The organism is Sphingobacterium corticibacterium (assembly GCF_004208525.1).
In the GTDB taxonomy this organism is placed as follows: domain Bacteria; phylum Bacteroidota; class Bacteroidia; order Sphingobacteriales; family Sphingobacteriaceae; genus Sphingobacterium; species Sphingobacterium corticibacterium.
Map to the genome: position 1 here is coordinate 778957 of NZ_SGIT01000001.1, position 25414 is coordinate 804370.

Consider the following 25414-nt stretch of genomic DNA (forward strand, 5'->3'; position numbering starts at 1 on the left):
CTTTAGCTCCTTAACTCCTTAACTAGTAACTGGCAGGTGTAACTATCTTTCAGCTCCCGGATAATTTCCTTATTCACCAATACCCGATCGATAGTTTCTTGATTATAATAGCGTATCGTAATAAGTTCCAAACCCTTTTCAACACTTACCTTATAGCGTTTTTCCAATTCTTCGAGCAAGACATCCACATTAGCACCGGTATCATCAATACTAACACAGAAGCTTATGGCGCTGTTGTGCATCATATTTATTTTGATACGGTGGTTATGGAAGAGGTTGAATATATGGCTTAAGTTATCCTCTACAATAAAAGAAAAATCCCGCGGCTGTATACTCACAAAAACCTGATTGACTTTAAAAATAAAAGAAGGAATAGGCAGTCCATCATTCGTCGTACGAATCAGTGTTCCGGGTTGCTCGGGAGCGACAAAAGAGCGTACATTTAACGTGATTTTCTTGTTCTGTAACGGTTTAATTGTCTTCGGATGGATAACTGTTGCCCCGTAATACGTTAACTCAATAGCGTCGGTATAGGATAATTCCGGAATGAGTTCTGTCGGATTAAACCATTTTGGATCAGCATTGAGCACACCGGGTACATCTTTCCATATGGTCACATTATCAACCTGTAGGCAAGCTGCGAATATAGCTGCCGAATAATCGGATCCCTCGCGACCCAGCGTTGTGGTGAAGTTTTCCGAGGTAGAGCCGATAAAACCTTGTGTGATAATGATTTGATTGTCGAGTATACTTGGTAATTCTCTGCGGATTTTATCTTCTGTTTTTTGCCAGTTAACGTCTGCTTCCCGATAGGTGTTGTCCGTAAAAATGTAATCACGTGCATCTATCCATTTGATAGGCAACCCAATGTGGGTACAGTAAGCAGCGAGGATTTTTGAAGAAACAATTTCGCCGGCAGAAACAATCTGATCATGCAGATAGTCGTATGCATCTTGTGGTTCTTCTTCCAGTATCCATTCAATTTCTACGAAGCAATTTGCAATTTCATCAAATATGGCATGATGCGATACGCCGAAAAGTGCTGTCAGAATCTGTTGATGTGCTGTTTTTACCTTTTCCAACAAGTCAAATGCTTGCCCGGTCTGGTCCGCAAAATGTTGGGTAACCTCGGTCAGTGCATTGGTGGTTTTACCAAGTGCAGAAACCACCACAAGCAACTCATCTTCCTTATATTTAGTTATAATATCGGCTACATTTCGTATGCTGTCCGCATCTTTTACTGATGCTCCGCCAAATTTAAATACTTGCATTAAAACGTTTTTTATTTTACAATATCTAACAACCGCTGACCTTTTTCCGTCGTTACCTCTTCCAATGCATTATATGGAACAATGAGTGTAGTCGGTCCCTCCGCATACGATTTGATCTCGTAAGGGTTATAGTGAAACAAAAGTCCCACACGGGTCAGGCCAAAGTTGTCTGCCAGGGTAAAGGTTTCATCATCAAAAAAATAATTACTTCCATAAGCGCTGGTATCGCTCAACTTTTCTTGTTTTCTGAAATAACCTTCTACAATTTGGCGTAATACAAGTGTGTCTTGAAAAATATCAGCCAATGAAAGCTTCTTTTTATTTTGCGTATCGTAGTTAGACCAGATTTCAATTTCTATTCCGTGTGCACCTCCTGTGTACTCACTAATCGCATTCTTTAAGGTTAGAAATCCGGGTACATTCAACATAACTTCACAATCTTGATTTCTGAACCAAGCATGAAAAGCATGATTTTCACTATTGATTTGTTCTTCGGCATATTCATTGAATCCACCTAGAAAGCTTTCTGCTACTTGGTCTGCTTTATGCTCACCATCGACAAAGATTGCTTCTCGAACCAAGGAATCTATTTCTGTAGAAAAAACAGGATAACGTGCCGCATAAAATGTCGTGTCCAAGGTCATTTCGTCACCGGAAAAATAAGGGCTGATCTCCTTGAAAACCTCCATGTGATAATCCAGCGTGTCTGTCATCAACGGAGAAGCATCTTCTGCTATTGTTGATACGCTTTCCTGTGATTTGTTTCTACTGGTACAACTGTGGGCGAATAAGAAAATGCCCAGTCCGATACTATATATTAAATGCTTTTTCACCAATTGCTAGTTTCTTAACCGTTAACCATTAATCATTGTTCTTATAATGTTTGATAATACGTTTCCCGAAAATGGTACTTCCGAGTCGGACCATATTTGCCCCCTTCTCTATAGCCAGATTGTAATCCGACGACATACCCATAGATAGGGTATCAAAGGTATCCTCCTTACGGAAAAAACTAGTCTTGATGCCATCGAACAACATTTTTAGTTCATAAAACTCTTCTTTGATCACCTTCTCGTTTTCGGTATTGGTGGCGATGCCCATAAGCCCACGGATACGCACATGCTGTAAATCCTGAAAGTCATGGCTACGCAGCATTTCGATAAGCTCTGCATGATCGAAACCAAATTTGGTGGCTTCATCTGCAATATACACCTGTAGAAGACAGTCGATGACCCGGTGGTGCCTGCCGGCGTGTTTATCGATTTCTTTTAAAACCTTTAATGAATCAACAGATTGTATCATGGATACAAAAGGAGCAATATATTTCACTTTATTTGTCTGTAAGTGACCTATAAGATGCCAGGCAATATCTTTCGGTAATGCTTCATATTTCTCAACCATTTCTTGTACCATGTTTTCACCAAATATGCGCTGACCCGCAGTATAGGCTTCCATGATTTCTTCGTTAGATTTTGTTTTGGAAACGGCAATAAGGGTAACACCGATTGGTTTGAGGTCGACTTGTAAAGATTCAATATTTGTTGCAATACTCATTTTGGTGTAATTTCAAATGTTCTGAAAATGAAAAAAAGCGGTTATTATGATGCCTTTTTGTAATTTTGTACAAACTTACAAAATGCAGCGCTTAATACTTATTATATTGTCTTCGTTTTTTTTGATGATCTCCTGTAATCGGTCGAAGCCAAAAGGAATCCTTTCGGAAAAGACGATGGTAGATTTGATGACGGATGTACATCTGGTGGATGGCTATTTGAATACCTTGCCAGTGGATAGTACCCGTAAAGTTATCGGCAGCTTGTATGGAGAGGTATTTGAAAAATACGGTATCGACTCGATTAAATTTAAGGATAATATTGCTTATTATTTAGGCAACCCTATAGTTTCTAAGGAATTGTATACCAAAGTGACAAAAAAAATAAATGGCTATGAGGATGACTATCGTCGGGCAGATTCTTTGAGAAACGTGTGGGTCTCAGATAGTATACGTATCGTCCAGAGGTTTGAACGTTTAAAAGAGGATGCACGTAGGTTAATTCTAGAGGTACAGGTGGATACGGTGCCATTGACATATCGTGTGCATCAAAACGATTTTATGAATGGCGCAGGACTATATGCTATTCAGACATATCAACCAACGATCCAGCCTTCGGTATCAAAAGAAGCAGATGAACCGAATGCAGAAGAAACGGAAAAGTCTCCACTGGATTCGAATACGATATCTGTTGAACGGAAACCGGCGATGGTACCTAAACGTGTCCGACCAACTCCGATGCGAAACCCTACGTCGAAAAAAGTAGAAGCGAAGCCGCTTGAAAATTAAGAATTTTATGATTTTTCCCAAAAATGCAATAGATAAATTAGGTTTTATTGAAATTAAAGACCTGATAAAAGATAAATGTTTGAGTGAGTCTGGAAGAGAAATGGTGGAGAAAATTCAGCCTCAAGTGAAACTTGATAATATCGATAGGTTTCTTCGTCAAACACAAGAGTTTAAGGATTTGTTGGTTAACGATGCACCGCTTCCTGTGGACCATTTGTACCCTATAAAGCCGTTAGCAGAAAAAGCCCGTGTAGAAGGTTCTTTTTTAGCAGAGGAGGAGTTTCATCGTATTTTACTTTCATTGCGTACGGTGTATGCTATTATCCGCTATTTCAACGAACGGCAAGGGCAGTATGTGCATCTGGAATTGCTTTTTGAACATCTTCCTATCGAAAAACAGATTATCCGACAGATTGAGGTGGTGATAAACGACAGCGGGAAAATGAAAGATAATGCATCTCGTTTGTTGTTGGACTTGACGCAACAAATACTTAAAAGTGAACAGGAAGCACGTAAACGTATCGATCAGGTATTTAAGCAGGCACAAAATAACGGTTGGACAGCAGACGGAAACTTAACGATTAGAGACGGTCGCTTGTGTATTCCTATACTCGCGGAAAACAAACGTAAATTAAAGGGCTTTATACATGATGAATCTGCTACTGGACAAACAGCTTATATAGAGCCAGAAGAAGTTTTTCACCTTAACAATAAGGTGAGAGATTTGGTGTTTGAGCGTAGACGGGAAGTTATACGGATATTGACGGAATTAACCAGCGAATTGCGTCCGCATGTTCCGTTATTATTAGCGTATCATGGTTTATTAAGTAAACTTGATTTTGTTCGGGCGAAAGCGCTATTTGCCATTGATATGGAGGCCGAGATGCCGGAATTATCAACGGAGGCAGATATTAACCTCGTTAATGCGCGGCATCCGCTGTTGTTAATTAATTCGCGCAGAGAAAATCATCCGTCCGTCGTTCCCTTAAATATCAAAATAGATCGCGAAGACCGCATAATTCTAGTTTCTGGACCAAATGCCGGCGGTAAATCGGTTTGTATGAAAACAGTTGGTTTGCTACAGCTTATGGTGCAATCGGGACTGCTCATCCCGGCGGAGCCAACCTCTAAAGTGGGGGTTTTCCGACAGATATTTGCGGATATTGGCGATGACCAATCTATCGAGAGTGACTTGAGTACCTATAGTGCGCACCTGTCAAAAATGAAGCATTTCACCGAGTTTGCAAATGCGAGAACGTTGATCCTGATTGACGAGTTTGGTACAGGGACGGATCCGTTATTTGGCGGGCCGATTGCTGAAGCGGTTTTGGAAGCGTTGAACAAAAAAGAGGTGCGTGGTGTGATAACAACGCATTACTCCAACCTTAAAGTATTTGCGAGTAATACAGCCGGATTGGAAAACGCATCTATGTTATTCGATAATGTCGCGATGCATCCGCTATATATCTTGCAGGTAGGAAAACCCGGAAGTTCATACGCTTTTGAGATAGCACAGAAAATAGGTTTGCGTAAAGAGATCTTACATGTGGCCAAAGACAAAATAGGTGCTCGTCAGAAGAAAGTGGATACGTTATTAGTGGATCTGGAGCGTGATAAAAAGGAAATATACGACACGAAGACGGCGATCGCTATGCGAGAACGCGAGTTAGAAAAATTAAAGAACGAATACGAAAACTTGCAGGGATATCTGGAAGAAAATAAGAAACAGATTATTCGGGCAGCGAAGGAGGAAGCTCGCCAGATTTTGAAAAATGCGAATAAACTGGTGGAGAATACGGTTGCCGAAATTAAATCCGTACAGGCGGATAAAGATAAAACCAGGGAAATACGACGTCGTTTGCATGCCGAGGTGGATAAGCACACCGAGAAGAAACCTGTGACCAAACAAGCTGTGGCTGCACAAATGGACGAATCCATCAAAGTAGGGGATTGGGTAAAAATTCTGGGAGCTGATACAGAAGCGCAAGTCATAGAGGTTGCGAAAGGGAACAATCTGATTTTGGCACTTGGAGAACTGCGTACGGTGGTCAAGAAAAATAAAGTGGTTAAATTGCAGGGAAAGGAAAAAGCTAATGTGGTCAAGAAGCACAAAGCTATTTCTACGGAATCGGCAGCCGATTTTCAGCCAGAACTTGATGTCAGGGGAATGCGTACAGAAGATGCTTTACGCCAGTTGGAAACCGTGCTGGATCGCGCAGTGATGATCGGTTACCCGTCGTTGAAAATTTTGCATGGCAAAGGAGACGGTATACTCCGAAAATTTATTCGGGATTATCTGCGTAAATATAGTCACATATCCCATTTTGAAGACGAACATGCTGATCGTGGGGGAGATGGAATTACCTACGCTTATATTCAGTAACGGTGGGGCTTTGTTTAGCCTAAATTATTAAATGAATACACATAATCCAGTGTGATAATAGCATCGTTTGCGCGACGGATATTTTTTTGTGTACCCGTTATTTCATAAACAACCGTAAGATGTTCTCCATTTTTCTCTACGCCTTTGCGTTGAGGCTTTACTTTATGCTCTTTCATGAAATTTTCAAATTCACCTAAATGGGCTACTTCGATATTTTGAAAAGTGACGTGGATAGTTCGTATAAAGTAAATGTTGGCAAGTAGGTTTTCCATCTTTTGGAATAGGGACAGAATTATCACCATGCAAAAAGTGAGCACAAAGCCAAGCGCATAGTTCTCAAAGCCAATCATCATACCGACACCTGCCATAGACCAGATGACAGCTGCTGTTGTCAATCCCTGTACGGTAAATTTGCCTTGATAAATGACGCCTGCACCTAGAAAACCAATTCCGGTCACAATATTGGCAGCGATACGGTCATCGGATATATTTCCCATACGGGATGTTAAGGTAAATATGGTAGAACCCAAACAAATGAGGATAATGGTACGAAAACCCGCAGATTTATTTTTAAACTCTCGTTCAAAGCCTACCACAGCACCACATAAAATGGATATTAATACACTCTGGATAGGCACGTCTTCTAGCCACTCAAACATATCTTATTATCAATTAATAGCAACTGCCGTCATCGTGCATTGCTAGTATAACGGTTTCGTACATAGAAAGTTTAATGGTTTTGTGTTTAAAAATTCGGTTTCATTAAATATTTATCATAGAATCGGAAGATATGGTCGGCAGCTTCTTCTGCCGTATCTACAAAACGGTAAAGTTTTAAGTCTTCTTCGGAAATATAGGCATTACCCAACATGGAATTCGCAATCCAATCGAATAATCCTTTCCAATATTCAGTTCCGACCAAAACGATCGGGAAGCGGGCAATCTTTCCGGTTTGGATTAAGGTGATGGCTTCAAAGAGTTCATCCATCGTGCCAAACCCACCAGGCATCACAATGTATCCCTGCGAATATTTTGTGAACATAACTTTACGTACGAAGAAATAATTGAATTCTAACAGCTTGTCCCGGTCAATATATTTATTGTGAAACTGCTCAAAAGGCAATTCGATATTGAGTCCAACCGATTTACCGCCGGCATCGTGCGCGCCTTTGTTGGCGGCTTCCATAATGCCTGGACCTCCCCCTGAAATTACACCATAACCCTTGTCCGCAAGTAAACGTGCTATTTCCACCGTAATTTCATAATATTTGTGGTCGGATTTGGTCCTCGCAGAACCAAATATGGATACACAGGGACCTATTTTGGCTAATTTTTCAAAACCATCGACAAATTCTGCCATGATTTTGAAAATCTGCCAAGAGTCTTTTACTTTTATTTCTTGCCAAGTTTTATTGGCAAATGATCTTCTTATTTTGTCATCTTTAACCATATACATGATTCCACTTGTTGAGTTTTCCAAGATAGGGATTTTTTTTATTTTTGCATATGCATTTTTCGTCGCGACTTTTAGAACAGGCAGTAGAAGAATTTGGGCGTTTGCCCGGAATAGGTAAAAAAACTGCTTTACGGTTGGTACTGCATTTGTTGAAACAATCAAATAGCGACGTGAACCGTTTCACCCATTCCATAGATCAACTTAAAGAACAGATACGTTATTGTAAGACGTGTTTTAATATTTCCGATCACGAAGTATGCGAAATCTGTTCGTCTGTAAAGCGGGATCATGAAACAATTTGTGTGGTGGAAGATACCCGGGATGTAATGGCCATAGAGAACACGAATCAATATCAAGGCGTTTACCATGTGCTAGGCGGACTTATTTCGCCGATGGATGGGGTAGGACCTTCCGATCTCAAGATAGAAGCACTTATGGAACGATTGAAGAAAGGTGAAGTGCGGGAGATTATTTTGGCCCTTAGCGCGACGATGGAAGGCGATACCACAATTTTCTATCTGTATAGAAAATTGAAGGATTTTGATGTACAGATTAGTACGATAGCTAGAGGTATAGCTTTTGGTGGTGAACTGGAATACGTCGATGAAATAACGTTAGGACGGTCTATTGCTACGCGAGTACCTTATGAAAGAAATATAGGGTAAAACCCTATATTTTCTTATGTATTTTATAAAGTCTACCACCATCTGTAATTGCCAATATTTCGCCGTTTTTACCTTGTACGACATCTCGGAAGCGCTGTCCTTCTTTTTCCAGAAGGCGTTCTTCGCCCACTACTTTATTGTCTTTAATAACAAGCCGTGCAATATGCATACTGCTTAAGCCTCCGCTAAATATGTTATTTTTCCATTCTGGAATAGCGTCACCTGTATAAAAGATCAGGCCGCTTGGTGATAATACGGGATCCCAATAATAAACGGGTTGCTCTAGTCCCTCTTGTTGTTGGATGGGGGGATTTCCTATTTCTTTTCCACTGTATTCTAAACCATAAGTGATCGTTGGCCATCCATAATTCTTTCCTGCTTCTATGCGGTTAAGTTCATCCCCTCCACGTGGGCCGAATTCTGTTTCCCATAAATCTCCGGTTTCTGGATGTAATGCCAAACCCTGCACATTCCGGTTTCCGTAGCTATAGATTTCCGGACGAGCCTCGCCGTCTGAAGCAAAAGGGTTGTCGGGTGCTGCTTGGCCGTCTTTTGTGATGCGGACAATTTTTCCTAAAGCAGATTTCAGGTCTTGTGCTTGTGGTCTTGTTTCGAGATCAGAACGTTCACCTGTACTCACAAATAAGTTCCCCGTTTTATCAAAAATAATACGTCCGCCATAATGTTGTTTGCCATCATAGGTTGGCAAAGCTTGGTAAATAACCTGCGCATTCTCAATGGACTTCTCATCATCAGCTAGACGTCCTTTGGCTACCGCCGTGTGATTGCCACCAGATACAGGTTCAGAGAATACCCAATATACCATTCTATTAGATGCAAAATTAGGATCGAGTGTAAGTCCAAGAAGTCCGCCTTGGCCACGTGCATCCACTTTTGGGATGCCGCCAATTGCTTCGCTAAGTTCGCCATTGTCAGAAACGATGCGCATGTTGCCTTCATTTTCGGTAATTAATAGGCGGCCATCAGGAAGTGCCACAATCCCCCAAGGAGATTTGAGTTTGTCTGTGACCACTTCGCTTTCGTACGGTGTCTGTGTCTTTACCCCTGGAGCCCGAGTCTGACCTTCAAAAGCAGGTTTGTAATCTGTATTGGGGTTGTTTTTTTCTACGGGAGGATAAACACTGTCGGTTGCAGCATGGTCGTCTGACGCTTTGGAAGCCCCGTTAGTATTGCAAGAGGTAGCAACTAATGAAGCCGTCGATAATAATAAAAAAGCTGGAAATGTTCGTTTCATCTGTCAAATATTATTTTTTAGTATGTCTTTTTCATTTAAGCATTAAATGTATGAAAATGTTTTGATAAGGCATAAAAAAAGGTTTTCAAACGGGGAGAATGAAAACCTTTAGCTAACCAATTATAAACCTAAATTATGATACTGCAAAGGTAGTAGTATTTTTTTATAAATGCAAATATTTTAAAAAAACATTACGGGTCATGAAAATACTACGATGGACTTAAAAAATAATTACCTTTGACGCGGTTAAAATATATCCTTTTTATCTTGAAATTACTGGAAAATATCAGTTTAAGAAATGAAATTCTGGCAGGATTGACCGTAGCCATGACGATGATTCCAGAATCTCTTTCGTTTGCCATCCTAGCAGGTCTTTCACCGTTAACAGGATTATATGCTGCTTTTTTAATGGGGCTGGTGACATCTATTTTGGGAGGCAGACCGGGCATGGTATCGGGCGGAGCTGGTGCTACAATCGTTGTATTAATTGCATTGGCAGCCGGGCACGGTGTCCAATATCTTTTTGCCGCGGTAGTGTTGGCAGGTATATTGCAATTACTAGTTGGTCTATGTAAGCTAGGCAAATTTGTTCGTTTAATTCCGCAGCCGGTAATGTATGGATTCTTGAATGGTTTGGCAATTATTATTTTTATGGCCCAAGTCCAACAATTCAGGCTACTTACGGATCCGTCCTCTTGGATGACCGGTGCATCTCTTTATACGATGATTGGGCTAACGGGCCTAACGATTCTGATCGTTATAGGATTCCCGAAGATAACGAAGAAAATTCCGGCATCTTTAGTTGCTATTTTAATGGTATTTACCTTGGTGACCATATTTGGCATCAATACAAAAAAAGTGGCAGATATTGCATCGGTAAGTGGAACGCTTCCTACTTTTCGTATTCCCGATATCTCATGGACATTAGATACGCTGAAATTAATCTTTCCCTACTCATTGGTTATGGCAGGAGTGGGGCTTATCGAATCACTTTTGACCCTTAATATGGTCGATGAAATAACAAATACAAAAGGAAAGTCAAACCAGGAAGCGGTGGCACAAGGCTTGGCGAATATGGTAAATGGTTTTTTCGGCGGTATGGGGGGGTGTGCGATGGTCGCACAGACACTGGTTAATCTCGATGCCGGTGCTCGCACCCGAATTTCATCGTTCATCGGTGCCGTGACTATTATGGTTATCATTTTAGTGGGCGCACCGTTTATCGAACAGATTCCGATGGCGGCTTTGGTGGGGGTGATGATGATGGTTGCCATTGGTACATTTCAGTGGGTAAGCCTACGTATTATTAATAAATTTCCGAGATCAGATATTTTTGTAGGCATGTTAGTCGCGGCTATTACAGTTGTGCTGCACAACCTTGCTTTAGCGGTATTAGCTGGTGTAATTGTTTCCGCACTGGTTTTTGCATGGGACAACGCCAAACGTATTCGTGCTAGAAAATACATCGACGAAGATGGGGTGAAACACTACGAAATATATGGCCCATTGTTTTTCGGATCTACAGCTGCGTTTATGGAAAAATTCGATGTATTCGATGATCCAAAATATATTATTATTGATTTTAAAGAGAGTAGGGTGGTAGATATGTCTGCCATAGATGCGTTGAATAAGATTACGGGACGATATGCAAAACAGGATAAGCATGTACAATTGAGACATCTTAGTCCAGATTGCCGTTCCTTATTAAAAAATGCACAAGGTTTTGTCAAAATCGATATAGCGGAAGATCCCACGTATAAGGTTATGCCAAACGATTGAGGACATGATCAAAGCTTTTCGAGTGCTAACGACAGTGATTTCAAATCTTGTTTCATTAAAGTGATATGAGATTCGAGCTGATCGTACATATCAGCCCGATTGGCCAGTTGTTCGGTTGTATATTTACCACCGTTCCCAAAATATATTTGCTCGATGGATGCATTTTCTTCCTCCGAAATCTGCCCAAAGTTTTTCCATTTGTCAATGATTTGCATTCTAACTGACGGCGTCTCGTTCGTGGGGTCATTATAATTGAGATAGTACCATACAGACGGTGGGAAGTTAGAAGAAACTTTTTTTCCCTTCCAAACTTCCCGAAGCGCGTTTCGTTCATGATAGAAGTCAATCTTTCGATTGTTGAAGAGCATTATTAGACCTAACGAGGCTTCGGTAATACCAGTCGCAATTCCGACCGTATTGCTTGCCGTTTCGTTTTTTATAACACCACCTGTCGTAATAGCACCCGCTGCACCTACTACAATGGCCGCTACCGTAAGTTTAGATTCTAGTTCACTCTCTCCACCTTTTAAATAATTGGCGACTTGGCTGGTTCGTTCTTCTTCACAATCCATTTCCGAAGCTATTGCAGAGACTTCAAGAGAAGCCATATTAATTTTATGATCGATGCGTTGTTTTAATTCCAGGAGGCTAATTCGTTTTTCAAGATCTGCGGGATTATTATCATTTTTTAAACGAACATAAGACGTGAGATCGGTTAAAATACCAATCGCATTAGCCATATTTAAATTTTCATAGCTTAAATAAGTAGATAAGGTCTTATCGATAGGGAGTGTATGAAGAGGTTGTGGCATATCATCCTCCGTATAATCGTAGATATTTTGTTGGTTGCAATTACTAACTACCGTTTGTTGCTGTATATGTGCGTCTTTTACAACACTGCATGCTATGAAAGTCGATAATATGAAAACCACAAATAACCATGGGGTGAGAGATTTTATACGCATATCCATGAAAACTAAAGCCTGGAATGAATATAAGTATATATTTTGATATCTATATCATCCATCGTAACAAGCTGGCGCCCCAAGAGAACCCCGCGCCGAATGCGGTCAACATCAATAGATCACCTTTTTGTATCAGCTTAATATTTTCCCAGATACATAAGGGAATGGTTGCTGCAATCGTATTACCACGATACTCAATATTGGTCAGTGTTTTGTCCTCTTGGATATTAATCTCCTTACCGACAGCATCGATAATACGTTTATTAGCTTGATGTGGCACTAACCAGTCTATATGCTCTATACCCAGTTGGTTGCGTTGCAGTACGCTTTTGCATGCATTGCTCATGGACTGTACAGCCTGTTTAAATACGACTTTTCCGTCTTGTCGCAAATACCTACGTTCATCACTAAATATATCATCATGGGTAGGGTGTAGAGAGCCGCCGCCTTCAATATTTAAGAACTCACGTCCGTCGCCGTTACTTTGCATAAAGGCATCAATGATACCTGCTTCTGCGGACGGTTCTAACCAGATTACGCCAGCCCCGTCACCAAAAAGAATATTGGTAGAACGGTCATGGATATTGACAAATGCACTGATATTGTCCGCTCCGACAACGAGTACATTTTTGTATCGCTCCGTTTCTACTAACGACGCCCCCATATCCAATGCATATAGAAATCCCGAACAAGCAGCATTCATATCAAAAGCCCACACATTTTTTAAGTTTAGTTTTTGTGCTATAATATTTGCTGTTGCAGGCATCAGCATGTCTGGTGTTGAAGTGGCGACAATGATAGCATCTATTGCAGAAATATCTTTATCGTAGCGTGTGCACAAATCCCGGATAGCCATAACGGCCATATCCGAGGTGGCCAATCCCTGTTCTAAAATACGACGCTCTTTAATTCCGGTACGTTTTACGATCCATTCGTCCGACGTATCGCATACCTGTTCTAAATCAAAGTTAGTTCGTCGTCCTTGTGGAAGGTAGCCACCGATAGCAGTGATCGCAGCATAAGGTCGGGATGAATAAATATTTTGCATAAATTTGGTTTCTCAAAATAAAAACAGGGCAAAGGTACGGAATTTTATGATTAGTTTGGAGTCAAGCGCGCCGGAAGATAATGCATTTTTCGTAAGTTAAGCGTAAAAAAATAGAAACAATTTGGCTAGTTGTTTGTACTATTATGTAAGGAATAATACATAACTCTACAAAATGGAAAGCGCGCATGAAAGACACGCAGAACCTGAAAACCACTATTGAAAACATAACGGAGGCCAACAGTAATGGTGCCGCTAATCCCCATAAATCAACCCACCCCAAACAAGTTTTAAGTGTAATTGATGCTATTGTTGTTATCGTCGGCATTGTTGTCGGAGCCGGTATTTTCCGAACTCCATCTATTGTTGCAGCAAATACAGGAAGCTCGGAATTATTTTTTGGCGTATGGGTTTTAGGAGGTGTAATATCATTAATCGGCGCGATGTGTTATGCCGAGTTGAGCACGGCTTTCCCCAATACCGGTGGTGATTATCATTTTTTGCATCGTGCTTTCGGTCGGCGTTTTGCTTTTCTATTTGCTTGGGCAAGGATGAGTATTATCCAAACAGGTTCCATCGCATTGTTGGCTTTTATCGTAGGCGACTATATGAGTGAATTGTATAGCTTAGGCACATTTTCTTCGTCTATTTATGCCGCAATAGTGGTTATTGGGCTAACACTTGTCAATATTATCGGGGTACATGTTGGTACAGGAGCACAAAAGCTGTTGGTCAGCCTGCAGTTTATCGGATTGTTCGTCTTAATTGTTGCCGGTCTTTTTTTTGCGCCCGAAAGTAGCGCCAGCACAACTGTTGCTCCCGTAAGTTCAGGTATAACAGCAGCAATAGGTGGAGCGATGGTAATGGTACTATTAACATTTGGCGGATGGAATGAGGCAGGATATATATCCTCCGAGATGCGCGGCGGTAGTAAAAAGATGGCACTGGTAATGATCGCCAGCATTCTTATTATTACGGTGATCTATCTGTTGATAAATATGGCTTATCTCCATGTTTTGGGTATTGATGGACTAGCTTCTTCGGAAGCAGTTGGTGTAGAAACCATGCGTGTTGTTATGGGAGACACGGGTGTGTTTTTTATAGGCTTATTGGTTATTCTGGCAGCATTGACGTCTACCAATGCAACCATCTTTACGGGGGCACGCACCAATCATGCGTTAGGGCGGGATTTTTCTGTTTTTTCTTTCATGCGCACCTGGAAATCCAAAACTTCCACGCCAGTTAATGCACTTGTGACACAGGGTGTAATAGCCATCTTTTTGATCATTGTAGGCTCTTTTGCCCGTAGTGGATTTGAATCTATGGTAGATTTTACGGCACCGATTTTCTGGTTTTTTATTTTATGTACAGGGGTGTCGCTGTTTGTCTTACGCTATAAAGAGCCTCATGCCCCCCGTCCGTTCAAAGTGCCACTATACCCGGTGCTTCCGATTATATTTTGTTTGACCTCCATTTACTTGCTCTATTCCAGCTTAATGTTTGCCGGAAGAGGAGCTTGGCTTGGAGTAGGCGTGTTGCTGTTAGGTACTGTTTTTTTCTTTTTCATACCAAAATCGAAATAATAGATAAAATATATTTTTTGACCCTTTAAATTAAAACAAGATGAATGCATTGAAAAATTATTTACTAGTTCTTTGCTTATTAGTAGGCTTTCAGGTATTTGCACAAACACCTAATCTAGACGTGCCTTATGTACCTACAAAACAACCAGTCGTAGATGCCATGTTGGATTTGGCAGGTGTGAAAGCAGGGGATGTTCATTATGACTTAGGTTGTGGTGATGGACGTATTGCGATTTCTGCTGCTAAACGTGGTGCTATCTCTACGGGTGTAGACATTGATCCACAACGTATCAGAGAAGCAAATGAAAATGCAAAAGAAGCAGGTGTAACTGATAAAGTAACTTTTGTACAGGGAAATCTGTTTGATTTTGACTTTAGCAAGGCAGATGTATTGACGCTTTATTTACTCCCGGAGGTCAATTTAAAATTGCGATCCAAAATTTTAAAAGAATTGAAGCCGGGAACGCGCGTGGTATCGCATGCGTTTGATATGGGCGATTGGGAAGCCGAAAAAACCATCACGGTAGATGGAAGTACGATATTTTTATGGACGGTTCCTAATCGTTAATAACTTTTTATGTTAAGAGAGGGGTCATGCAATTGTATTATCCCTCCATTAACTCCTTAATGCCAAATGAAAAATTTTGATAACGGTAGAAATATCATTTTTGTAGTACCCCATTCTATCAAAACTATTCTCGATGCGGGAAATGTGCGGGGTAGAGGGACGCATCAAATTTTAAAGCGGCGACTTTTATGAATTCGTGTTTATTTTGGTATTCATGAGCTTCCTCTGGTCGGTTTTTGTTTCTTTTTTTGAGAGAAAAAAAGAAAAGAAATTACCACCCTTTTATAGCCCCGCCTTTAAATACCTTTTCCGCTACAGCCTCTACTTCTTCTGATTGATAAGCTTTTGCAAAACTTAATACTTTTTCATTCTCCTTATTATCTTCCCGACTCACGATGATATTTACATAGGGAGACTTCTCGTTTTCGATAAAAATTCCATCATTTTTTGCAATGAGGCCGTGGCTCGCAGCAAAATTGTTATTAATCACTGCTACAGCGACTTTATCGTCATCCAATGTGCGCGGCAGTTGCGGAGCTTCCAGTTCCAAGATCTTTAGATTTAATTTGTTTTCCGTAATATCTTGTAAATTAGGTAGTAATCCTACGTTATCTTTAAGCTGAATCAACCCGACTTCCTGCATGAGCAAAAGTGCTCTGCCCAAGTTGGTGGGATCATTCGGGATAACTACCGTAGCCCCGGGTTTGAGTTCACTTATGTTTTTTATTTTCTTAGAATAACCTGCCATAGGGTAAACAAACGTATTTCCAACAATGGCTAATTTATAGCCGCGACTTGCCATTTGATTATCTAAATACGGAGTGGTTTGGAAGACGTTTACATCAATGTCACCCTGATGTAGCGCTTCATTCGGCATAACGTAATCGTTAAAAGAAACCAGTTCGACTTCTAAATTATATTTTTCTTTTGCAACTTTTTTGGCTTCTTCTGCCAAACTGTATTCAGGACCCGCTTGTACACCGACACGAAGGATATCAGCAGAACGGTTAGCCCCGCCACAGGATAAAAGGGTAGCTATAATAATAGCCGAACTAAATAAAGATTTAATCATCTTGTGCATATCTTATCACTTATAATTCATCATTCATAACGCTTCACTTCCTATGATCCACGTATTTCGATAGTCGATCGCCGATAAACTGTATACCAAATACAATGCCGATCAACAATACCAACACCACATTCATAATGAATGCATCATAACCTACATAACCATACTGATAACCAATATGTCCTAAACCTCCAGCACCTACGGCACCACCCATAGCAGAATATCCCACTAGCGTGATAAGGGTAAGGGAAGTACTGTTGATTATTGCAGGAAGAGCTTCAGGAATCAGCACTTTGCGTACAATCTGCATTGTTGTCGCCCCCATCGAGCGCGCTGCTTCAATGATGCCATAAGGGATTTCTAGTAGACAGTTCTCTATCAGTCGTGCTACAAATGGTGCAGCACCGATGCTTAGCGGTACTATAGCGGCATTCATACCAATCGATGTACCTACTAAAGCACGTGTGAAGGGGATCATCCATACGATGAGAATGATGAAAGGAATCGAACGGAAAATGTTGACGAAAAATGCAATCGTAGTATTTAACGACTTGTTGGCGAGTAATTGTCGCTCCCGTGTTAAAAATAATAATATGCCTAGTGGAAGCCCAAGTAGAAAACTGAAGAATCCGGCAGAAAATGTCATGGCGATCGTTTCCCAAGTGCCTTTTGCTAATAACCAAAATGTTGCTTCTGACATAACTGTTCTTGTTAATCAATTGTCCATGCTGGATTCAGCAATTCCTGTGTAATAGATGATTTCGGATATTTAAATAATTCGTTCATCTCATTTTCTTCAACGAGCTGGCCCTGAGAGATAACAGCTGCCCGTTTACAGATGGCGCGCACAACTTCCATCTGATGGGTGATCAAAACGATGGTGATGCCCAGTTCGCGGTTTATACGTCTCAAAAGCGAAAGGATGGCCCGGGTTGTTTGTGGATCTAGCGCACTGGTCGCTTCATCGCAAAGCAGAATCTCCGGGTCAGAAGCCAATGCTCGGGCAATCGCTACACGCTGTTTTTGTCCGCCAGATAATGCAGCAGGATATTCGTCTCGTTTTTCTGATAAATCTACCATATGGAGCAGGCTACTTACTTTTTTCTTTATTTCTGCTTTAGGCATTCCTGTTAGTTCTAGCGGAAAAGCAATGTTGTCAAAAACCGTGCGAGAAGAAAGTAAGTTAAAATGTTGGAAAATCATCCCTATTTTCCGTCGAAGAGGAATTAATTCTTGCTCCGAAAGCGACACAATATTCTGCCCCGACAAGAATATGTTTCCCGAAGTGGGACGTTCCAAGAGGTTAATGGTACGCACAAGCGTACTCTTACCTGAACCGGAATAACCGATAATACCGAAAATATCCCCTTTATGGATATGGAGCGTAATATTTAGGAGCGCCTGAATCTCCTTTTTTTTCTTATAGAATATTTTGCTGACTTGCTCTAGCTTAATCATATAATCTAGTGCAAAGATAGTATTTGTTCCGCTTTTTAAAAAAAATATCGGTATACCTGTTTGATATACCGACATCTCGATGATATTCTAAGGTTAGGAAGTTATAAAGTTAAGGAGTGAGAAAGAGACTTCCTTAACTTTATAACCTTCTAACTTCTTAATTACCCTGTTCTATATCTATTTTAATGTAAATTTAAATCCCAACGTAAAGCGTGCCGGCTCAAAATTGCTGTTGTGTGTAAGGTTCCACCACGGTTTCCAATCGAAGTGGAAAGCCAATGGCGCAGACGGAATTTTAAACTCTAAACCAGCAGCAGGACGTAAAGCAAAAAAGGTGCGATCACCATCTCTATTATCATACCACCAGCGTCCACCGTCGACGAAGGCAAGCTGGGGACCTACGCCTACGTACCAATTTAATCCATTGGTTCCAGCTATAGCCTGATTGTAAGAATAATCAACCCCTAATACCGTAACATCGTCCCCGAATAGTACTTGGGCATTTCCAGCATTTGCACCGTCAAAAAAATGCTTTATTTGCGGGCCCACCAATGTAGGGCCGTCTCCGACGTCAATCCCCAACCCTAAGGCTGTTCGATAACGGGCTTGCGCATTTGCCTCTTGTGCGCCGATAGCGACGAACGAAGCTGCCAATAATGATAAAAATACTTTTTTCATGATATACTTCTCTAATATAATTTCAAAACTTACCGATTATCGATAAGTTGGTTTTTTTAAATTACATCAATGCAAATAGTTTGCCAAACTATCAAAATGATACAAGAATGCATATTAACAAAGCAAGTGTAAGCCTATTGTCAAAGCGTTCTATTGTCGATATAAAAAAATGATAATTTTTGATAATCTCAAAAAAAATCGTAATTTTGCCTGGCAAATAGAAACTCCAAAGATATTTGCCATATGCAATTAGATCCACAAAAATTCGTAGCAGAAGGTCTTACATACGACGATGTTTTATTGATCCCTGCTTATTCAGAAATTTTACCTCGTGATGTCGACACGAGCACGCAGTTTACAAAAAAAATCCGCTTAAATATTCCGTTAGTATCGGCCGCCATGGATACAGTAACAGAAGCTGACTTAGCTATAGCTATCGCACAAGCGGGGGGGATAGGGATGTTACATAAAAACATGTCTATTGACGAACAGGCAGCAGAAGTACGCAAAGTAAAGCGCTCGGAAAGCGGGATGATCCAGGATCCGGTAACGTTGTTGGAAGGATCGACTGTCGGCGATGCTTTTAAAATTATGAAAGAGCATAAGATAGGAGGTATCCCCATCATTAACGGAGACAGAAAGCTTGTCGGTATTGTGACCAATCGTGATCTTCGCTTTCAGAAAGATATGTCGAAGCCCATCAATGAGCTTATGACAAAGACCAACTTAGTCGTGGCACCTGAGGGAACCGATTTGATTCGCGCAGAGGAAATTTTACAAAACCATAAAATAGAAAAGCTGCCCGTCGTAGACACTGATGGAAATTTGAAAGGTCTTATTACGTTTAAAGATATTCAGAAATATAGACACTATCCAAACGCGGCCAAAGATGGCCATGGTCGTCTATTAGTGGGTGCAGCAGTCGGCGTAACGGTCGATACCCTAGAACGCGTTACCGCTTTAGTAAAAGCAGGAGTGGATGTGGTGACTATTGATACAGCGCATGGACATTCGAAGGGAGTGATTGAAAAGCTAAAAGAAGTTAAATCTGCTTTTCCGGAACTACAGGTTATTGTAGGCAATATTGCGACTGGTGCAGCAGCAAAAGCATTGGCAGAAGCTGGTGCGGATGCTGTAAAAGTTGGGATTGGCCCAGGCTCCATCTGTACTACACGGATTATTGCAGGTGTAGGAGTACCACAATTATACGCGGTTTATGAGGTAGCTAAAGCCCTAAGGGGGTCTGGTGTTCCATTGATTGCCGATGGTGGTATTAAACAAACAGGCGATATCGCAAAAGCTATTGCAGCAGGAGCCGATACGATTATGGCGGGTTCATTATTTGCTGGGGTAGAAGAAGCACCTGGCGAAACAATCATCTACGAAGGTCGTAAATTTAAGTCGTACCGGGGGATGGGTTCAGTAGAAGCCATGGAAAAAGGTTCTAAAGACCGTTACTTCCAAGATGTGGAAGAGGATATTAAAAAATTAGTGCCCGAGGGAATTGTGGGACGTGTGCCTTATAAAGGAACATTAGCAGAAGTGGTATATCAGTATATCGGTGGACTAAGAGCATCTATGGGATATTGTGGTGCGGGTAGCATCGAAAAATTGAAAGAAGCACAATTTGTACGAATTACGGGTGCAGGGTTACGAGAATCACATCCGCATAATATCTCGATTACGAAAGAGGCACCTAATTACAGCAGGGGTTAAAGATCAGATAAATTCCTTATAGTACTTGGATTTACATGCAGTAATTGTTAAATTGCTTTCAATCGATCAATAATTGTAATATTTAAATACAAAAAGCTATGGGTAAAGGAGATAAAAAAACACGTAGAGGAAAAATTATCATGGGATCGTATGGAAAGAAAAGACCTAGAAAACATCCCAAATTGAAAGTGGAGGATAAAAAAGAAGAAGCTGTCTAACTAGACAGCTTCTTCTTTTATAAGGATAAAGGAAAGAGGTCATCGCTGTGATTTCCGCACTTTGCTGTGTTTTCGGCTATAGAACCAATAGATGGCGATACCGATAAGAAGCCATATTCCTAGGCGTTCCCAACTTTCTATCGGTAAAGATGCCATGAGGAGTAAACAGACAATAACGCCCAAAATAGGCAGGAATGGTACTAAAGGTGTTTTAAAAGGCCGTTCCAATTCGGGGTTTGTTTTGCGGAGAACTAATACACCGATACAGACAAGGGTAAAAGCAAATAACGTTCCTATACTGACCATATGGCCTAGGTCAGAAACAGGTACAAAGCCGGCAAATAAAGAAACAAATACCATAAATATCGCGTTTGTTTTCCATGGTGTCTGGTTCTTGGACAAATCGGAGAACATCTTTGGTAGTAGGCCGTCTTTGCTCATGGAGTAAAAAACCCGACTCTGTCCCAGCAACATCACGAGGATAACAGATGTATAGCCTGCAATGATGGTGATGATCAACGCTGTATTTAGAAAAGTATAACCTGTATTTGCAAATGCCGTGGCAACCGGCTTGGCGTCACCTTCGAAAGATTTATAGTTTTCCAACCCGGTCATTACATAAGAGAAAAGTACATACAAAATCGTACATACGACAAGTGAACCGATAATACCGATAGGCATGCCGCGTTTGGGGTCTTTAGCTTCCTGTGCGGCAGTACTTACTGCGTCGAATCCGACGAAGGCAAAGAACAGCACGCCTGCTGCTCGCAAAATACCTGAAATACCAAATTCGCCGAAGTAGTCGCTGCGTAGGAATGCCCATAAACCCATTTCACCATTTTTCAACATTTCTTCTCCTTCATTCGTAGGGATAAAGGGTTTATGGTTGGACGAATCAATGAAACTCCATCCCAATGTGATAAAAATAAGCACCACCGCCACTTTTAGAATGACCAGAATATTATTAACTGTCGACGATTCTTTTGTTCCTCTCATTAATAATAAGGACAATAAGCAGACAATAAGAATAGCCGGAATATTAACGTAGCCGCCTTCCCAAGGGCCTTTTAAAAATTCGTGCGGTATAGTGAGGCCGAAAGTCATTAAAAGCTCGTTGACATAATGCGACCAACTGACGGCTACCGTGGCACTGGCCAGCGCATATTCCAACACGAGGTCCCAGCCGATAATCCATGCCATAAATTCACCCATCGTCGCGTAGGAATAAGTATAAGCACTACCGGCGACCGGAATCATAGAGGCAAACTCAGCATAACACAGTCCGGCAAAAGAACAGGCTACGGCAGCGATAATGAATGAAAGGATAACGGCAGGCCCTGCATTTTCAGCGGCAGCAATCCCCGTTAGGGAGAAGAGCCCTGCTCCAATAATAGCGCCTACACCTAGAGAAACCAAGCCGGTACTTGAAAGTGTTCGTTTTAAGGTGTGCTCTCCACTTTCCTTCGCTTCCTGTATAATTTGTGGTATAGACTTTTTATATAGCATAATATTATTATATATAGAGACAGTGCTTTCTTATTTCGTAGATTTAAATTTGCTGTAAGAATCAAGGACATAAGCCCGTACATCTTCTGGCGACGCTGTTTCGATAAATTCAAGTGAGGGGCGAAATTGTTCTCTAAAGAGTGCCATTTCTGTATCTGTAAGTGGTACAAGGGCACGAATAGCCTGTGCACTAAATAACCGATCCACTTTTCGATTATGTTGTTCTTCCAGTAGAAGATCGAGGTTATTGCGCGCCATTTTACTCTGCCTTCCGAATAAACGAGAAAGTGAAATCCGTAATCCACCACGGTTTTGCGATGCCTCGGTAACCTGTCCTTCAGTTTTAGCTTTTTCGATTTCGTATGCCAAACGACTGTCAGTAAGACGACTGATAACAACCTCATCGATCGTGATGGTTTTACTGTCACGGATGAGATAGACCCGCTGTATCCCTTCTTGATAAACAAAAGCCGTGTCTATTTCATATCCCGGCTGTGTAAAAGTCAATAGATCATTGATTTGTCCGCCTACCGTAAAATTACCTTCCGTATCGGTCTGGGTGGTCTCGTTTGTCCGAAGGTTTTTAACGGTTACATCGCGCAACCGCTGACTGCTTTCCAGCTCGTGTACAATCCCTTTGATTTCCTGCCCATTGGCCGAACGGCTTATACCCAGCCCGGAAAGCAACAAAAGGAAAAGGAGCGCGTAATGTTGTATCTGTTTTCTCATGAATATTTGTCTATCTTATATCTTCTTATTTCTCACGCATCTTAATTATTGGGCCACACGTTGTTATAGGGGTCCATGTCTGGATAAACATTGTCGGGATCAATAACCACACGCGTAAGCGCTTCGGTAGATTTCAGTTTAAAGCGCCAAGATGTATTACGTTGCCATATCTCAACCGGAAGTTTTTTCCTTATTTTTTTTCCGGACACGGTGGTTGCTTCGATGACAACAGGCATGGCCATCTTTTGTAGATTATCAATCGTTATAATAGCGCCATGTTTTGGGTCTAACCCCTCATATTCTACTGATCGGACAGCTTGATCCAATGCCCAGTTGTTTTTAAACCAACCACGCCAAAACCAAGCTAGATTTTCGCCTGTTTCATTTTCTATGGTACGAAAAAAATCATCGGGTGTAGGATGCTTGTATGCCCAATGCGCAATATACTTACGGAATGCGCTGTCAAAACGCTCCGCACCAATTACCTCATCGCGTAACAAACGTAGGCCATAAGCAGGTTTGTAATAGGCAAGAATCCCAATATTTTTTTCTTTCATATTTTGGGGAGAAGACATGATCGGTTCTAAATCAGGTCTGGAAAATGCCGGCGCCATACTATTACGATTTCCAAACTTTTTATGATATTCTCCCTTATTGAATTCCTCAGTCGATAAACCGTTGATAAACGTATTAAAGCCTTCATCCATCCATGCGTGAAGCCTTTCGTTGCTTCCTACAATCATTGGAAACCAGTTGTGTCCGAATTCGTGATCGGTTACGCCCCATAAGTTACCTGCTTTGGCGGTAGCGCCACAAAAAGAAATAGCCGGGTATTCCATCCCGCCGACGTTAGACGCCACATTGACAGCAACTGGGTAGGGGTATTCAAGCCATTTTTTGCTGTAATGTTCGATAGATGCCTTCGTATATTCCGTAGAACGCTCCCAAGCATTGCCACCGTTACTTTCAGCAGGATAGGCAGAGAGGGCCAATGCAATTTTTCCACTAGGATTATTGATCCTCGCACCGTCAATAATAAAAGCTTTGGAAGAGGCCCAGGCGAAGTCATGCGCATTATCCAATTTATATTTCCAGGTTAGACGTTTCTTGTTCGGGCGTGAAGCAGCGTTGGTCACTTCTTCTGCCGATCGAATTAAGATTGTTCTTTCACTTTCAAATGCTTGTTTATATCGGGCAAGCTGCTCGGTGGTCCACACTTCTGCCGGATTAAGGAGCTCTCCACCTGCCACGACGATGTGATCGGCAGGCGCTTCAATCTCTACGCGGTAATCTCCAAACTCCAGATAAAATTCACCCGGACCTGTATACGGTTCGGTATTCCAGCCTAAAATATCATCATATACACATACGCGAGGATACCATTGCGCGATGGTGTATATCTTTCCATTCTTCGTGTCTAATATGCCTGTCCTGTCCGCTCCGTATTCCGGAACGGTGTATGAAAATTCCATTTCTAAGGTAACCGATTGACCGCCAGCTTTTAATACTTTAGGCAATTCCAATCGCATCCGAGTATCGATAACCTCGTAATTTGCCACTGAACCATCGGAAAAACGAAGATTTGTTAATTGAAATCCGCCATTGAAATCAGAGGCTGCCGAGCCATACCGACTATCTTGCAGCGGAATGGTCGCTTGTCCACGTGATGCCTCCTGAAAGAGGTTCTGATCCAGTTGAAACCAGAGATGTTGTAAATCATCCGGACTATTGTTGGTATAGTCGATGGTCAAATGCCCCGAAACGATATCGGTCTGTTCGTCGAGGGAAACACGGATGGTATAATCCGCTCTGTTTTGCCAGTAGGCATGTCCTGGTTTTCCACTAGCAGAACGATAGGGTGAGCCGTTTTGCGTATAAAAAATGGGATCGAAAGCTTCTGTATAGTCGTATACACTGTTCGTTTGTGCACTTACTTGGCCTATGGCCAGCATGACGGCACTCAACGAGGTACAAATTATTTTTTTAATCATAGCACTATGTAAGTTTGTCTTGGTATTCCTCCTCGTCGAAACCAAGTATAATCCCTTTAGGTGATTCTATTAAGGGTCTCTTAATCATACTATTGTTTTTTAACAGTACGTGGTTGGCAGTAGCTGCATCCACGACTTCCGCTTGCTCTTCTGCGGACAGCTTTCGCCAGGTTGTTCCTTTTTTATTGACCAAGGATTCCCAAGATACTTTCTTTTCCCATCCCGTGAGCTGCTCCAAGGTTGCAGGCTCCTTTTTGTAGTCATGAAACGTATAAGAAATGTTGTTGTCATCCAGCCAGGTCAAGGCTTTTTTTACTGTGTTGCAATTCTTGATTCCGTATACCTGTAATGCCATTAGCTATTCTTTTAAATTCGTTGATGTGATAAAGATATTAATATTATTAAAAATTAGTGGTGTTCTTTTCCGTTATTGTGTTGTTTCGTTTGCTATTTGTGCAGCAACGCGAATATATTGTGATACAAAACAAATTCCTTGTCCGGCTTTTTTGTTTTGTTATCCGGTGGTTTTCTTTCTCCGGGCAACAACATAAGTTTATCGTGGTATAAAACAAATTCCTTGCCCGACTTTTTTGTTTTGTTGCCCGATGGTTTTCTTTCTCCGGGCAATAGCACAAGCTTATCGTGACATAAAACAAACTCCTTGCCCGACTTTTTTGTTTTGTTGCCCGATGTTCTTCTTTCGTAGGACAATAGCACAAGCTTATCGTGACATAA

Annotated in this window: 24 protein-coding genes; 8 read left to right on the forward strand and 16 right to left on the reverse strand. The window is 41.3% G+C overall.

All coding sequences use genetic code 11. The annotated features are described in order from the left end of the window. Nucleotides 1–2: 2 nt before the first annotated feature. From EWE74_RS03215 to EWE74_RS03225, 3 genes are read right to left on the reverse strand one after another with little or no spacing between them, the layout of a single operon-like run. A complete protein-coding gene (locus tag EWE74_RS03215; RefSeq protein WP_130140080.1) occupies nucleotides 3–1271 on the reverse strand; it encodes an aspartate kinase in 1269 nt (422 codons plus the stop codon). An 11-nt stretch (nucleotides 1272–1282) separates the two neighbouring features. Then, nucleotides 1283–2104 (reverse strand): DUF3298 and DUF4163 domain-containing protein, encoded by an 822-nt coding sequence (locus EWE74_RS03220; protein WP_130140081.1) that lies wholly within the window; start codon nucleotides 2102–2104, stop codon nucleotides 1283–1285. A 28-nt stretch (nucleotides 2105–2132) separates the two neighbouring features. After that, on the reverse strand, nucleotides 2133–2825 hold the full coding sequence (locus EWE74_RS03225; protein ID WP_130140082.1) for a YggS family pyridoxal phosphate-dependent enzyme: 693 nt from the start codon (nucleotides 2823–2825) through the stop codon (nucleotides 2133–2135). An 82-nt stretch (nucleotides 2826–2907) separates the two neighbouring features. On the opposite strand from EWE74_RS03225, the gene EWE74_RS03230 reads away from it, so the two are divergent. After that, nucleotides 2908–3612: a DUF4296 domain-containing protein gene (locus EWE74_RS03230; protein WP_165384631.1), complete on the forward strand. Its 705-nt coding sequence runs from the start codon at nucleotides 2908–2910 to the stop codon at nucleotides 3610–3612. A gap of 7 nt (nucleotides 3613–3619) precedes the next feature. After that, entirely contained in the window at nucleotides 3620–5995 is a 2376-nt protein-coding gene (locus EWE74_RS03235; protein WP_130140084.1) for an endonuclease MutS2, read from the forward strand. A gap of 14 nt (nucleotides 5996–6009) precedes the next feature. On the opposite strand, the gene EWE74_RS03240 is transcribed toward EWE74_RS03235, so the two are convergent. Continuing rightward, nucleotides 6010–6654: an MgtC/SapB family protein gene (locus EWE74_RS03240; protein ID WP_130140085.1), complete on the reverse strand. Its 645-nt coding sequence runs from the start codon at nucleotides 6652–6654 to the stop codon at nucleotides 6010–6012. 86 nt (nucleotides 6655–6740) lie between these two features. Beyond that, entirely contained in the window at nucleotides 6741–7445 is a 705-nt protein-coding gene (locus EWE74_RS03245) for an LOG family protein (RefSeq protein WP_130141111.1), read from the reverse strand. A gap of 56 nt (nucleotides 7446–7501) precedes the next feature. Here EWE74_RS03245 and recR point away from each other — a divergent pair, with 56 nt between their 5' ends. Next, the gene (gene recR, locus EWE74_RS03250; RefSeq protein ID WP_130140086.1) at nucleotides 7502–8116 is read left to right on the forward strand and encodes a recombination mediator RecR; all 615 of its coding nucleotides are present in this window, start codon (nucleotides 7502–7504) and stop codon (nucleotides 8114–8116) included. Between the two features lie 4 nt (nucleotides 8117–8120). Here recR and EWE74_RS03255 read toward each other — a convergent pair whose 3' ends face one another. Further along, entirely contained in the window at nucleotides 8121–9371 is a 1251-nt protein-coding gene (locus tag EWE74_RS03255) for a PQQ-dependent sugar dehydrogenase (protein ID WP_130140087.1), read from the reverse strand. 267 nt (nucleotides 9372–9638) lie between these two features. On the opposite strand from EWE74_RS03255, the gene EWE74_RS03260 reads away from it, so the two are divergent. Continuing rightward, the gene (locus EWE74_RS03260; RefSeq protein WP_262708704.1) at nucleotides 9639–11150 is read left to right on the forward strand and encodes a SulP family inorganic anion transporter; all 1512 of its coding nucleotides are present in this window, start codon (nucleotides 9639–9641) and stop codon (nucleotides 11148–11150) included. Between the two features lie 8 nt (nucleotides 11151–11158). Here EWE74_RS03260 and EWE74_RS03265 read toward each other — a convergent pair whose 3' ends face one another. Beyond that, a complete protein-coding gene (locus EWE74_RS03265) occupies nucleotides 11159–12115 on the reverse strand; it encodes a hypothetical protein (RefSeq protein WP_130140088.1) in 957 nt (318 codons plus the stop codon). 49 nt (nucleotides 12116–12164) lie between these two features. Further along, nucleotides 12165–13163 carry a beta-ketoacyl-ACP synthase III gene (locus EWE74_RS03270; protein WP_130140089.1) on the reverse strand — a complete coding sequence of 333 codons (999 nt, stop codon included), beginning with the start codon at nucleotides 13161–13163 and terminating at the stop codon, nucleotides 12165–12167. 185 nt (nucleotides 13164–13348) lie between these two features. Between EWE74_RS03270 and EWE74_RS03275 the strand changes: the two genes are divergently transcribed. After that, complete coding sequence (locus tag EWE74_RS03275) at nucleotides 13349–14743, forward strand: APC family permease (RefSeq protein ID WP_130140090.1); 1395 nt, start codon at nucleotides 13349–13351, stop codon at nucleotides 14741–14743. A gap of 40 nt (nucleotides 14744–14783) precedes the next feature. After that, nucleotides 14784–15311: a class I SAM-dependent methyltransferase gene (locus EWE74_RS03280; protein WP_130140091.1), complete on the forward strand. Its 528-nt coding sequence runs from the start codon at nucleotides 14784–14786 to the stop codon at nucleotides 15309–15311. Between the two features lie 271 nt (nucleotides 15312–15582). Here the strand turns inward: EWE74_RS03280 and metQ are convergent, their stop codons facing one another. From metQ to EWE74_RS03300, 4 genes are all read right to left on the reverse strand, one after another. Next, nucleotides 15583–16383 carry a methionine ABC transporter substrate-binding lipoprotein MetQ gene (gene metQ / locus EWE74_RS03285; protein ID WP_130140092.1) on the reverse strand — a complete coding sequence of 267 codons (801 nt, stop codon included), beginning with the start codon at nucleotides 16381–16383 and terminating at the stop codon, nucleotides 15583–15585. Between the two features lie 43 nt (nucleotides 16384–16426). After that, nucleotides 16427–17083, reverse strand: coding sequence for a methionine ABC transporter permease MetI (metI, locus tag EWE74_RS03290; RefSeq protein WP_130140093.1), 657 nt, complete (start codon nucleotides 17081–17083; stop codon nucleotides 16427–16429). Nucleotides 17084–17094: 11 nt separating this feature from the next. After that, a complete protein-coding gene (locus EWE74_RS03295) occupies nucleotides 17095–17841 on the reverse strand; it encodes a methionine ABC transporter ATP-binding protein (protein WP_130140094.1) in 747 nt (248 codons plus the stop codon). Between the two features lie 177 nt (nucleotides 17842–18018). Continuing rightward, nucleotides 18019–18519 (reverse strand): hypothetical protein, encoded by a 501-nt coding sequence (locus EWE74_RS03300; RefSeq protein ID WP_130140095.1) that lies wholly within the window; start codon nucleotides 18517–18519, stop codon nucleotides 18019–18021. A 243-nt stretch (nucleotides 18520–18762) separates the two neighbouring features. Between EWE74_RS03300 and guaB the strand changes: the two genes are divergently transcribed. Beyond that, on the forward strand, nucleotides 18763–20235 hold the full coding sequence (guaB, locus tag EWE74_RS03305) for an IMP dehydrogenase (RefSeq protein WP_130140096.1): 1473 nt from the start codon (nucleotides 18763–18765) through the stop codon (nucleotides 20233–20235). Between the two features lie 98 nt (nucleotides 20236–20333). Beyond that, nucleotides 20334–20453 (forward strand): 30S ribosomal protein THX, encoded by a 120-nt coding sequence (locus EWE74_RS03310; protein WP_130140097.1) that lies wholly within the window; start codon nucleotides 20334–20336, stop codon nucleotides 20451–20453. Nucleotides 20454–20492: 39 nt separating this feature from the next. Here EWE74_RS03310 and EWE74_RS03315 read toward each other — a convergent pair whose 3' ends face one another. The 4 genes from EWE74_RS03315 to EWE74_RS03330 are packed head-to-tail and all read right to left on the reverse strand — an operon-like array spanning nucleotide 20493 to nucleotide 25034. Beyond that, nucleotides 20493–21959, reverse strand: coding sequence for an amino acid permease (locus EWE74_RS03315; protein ID WP_130140098.1), 1467 nt, complete (start codon nucleotides 21957–21959; stop codon nucleotides 20493–20495). A 30-nt stretch (nucleotides 21960–21989) separates the two neighbouring features. After that, nucleotides 21990–22688, reverse strand: coding sequence for a hypothetical protein (locus EWE74_RS03320; protein ID WP_130140099.1), 699 nt, complete (start codon nucleotides 22686–22688; stop codon nucleotides 21990–21992). A 41-nt stretch (nucleotides 22689–22729) separates the two neighbouring features. Further along, nucleotides 22730–24679 (reverse strand): M1 family metallopeptidase, encoded by a 1950-nt coding sequence (locus EWE74_RS03325; protein ID WP_130140100.1) that lies wholly within the window; start codon nucleotides 24677–24679, stop codon nucleotides 22730–22732. A 4-nt stretch (nucleotides 24680–24683) separates the two neighbouring features. Beyond that, on the reverse strand, nucleotides 24684–25034 hold the full coding sequence (locus EWE74_RS03330; protein ID WP_130140101.1) for an ArsC family reductase: 351 nt from the start codon (nucleotides 25032–25034) through the stop codon (nucleotides 24684–24686). Nucleotides 25035–25414 lie beyond the last annotated feature (380 nt).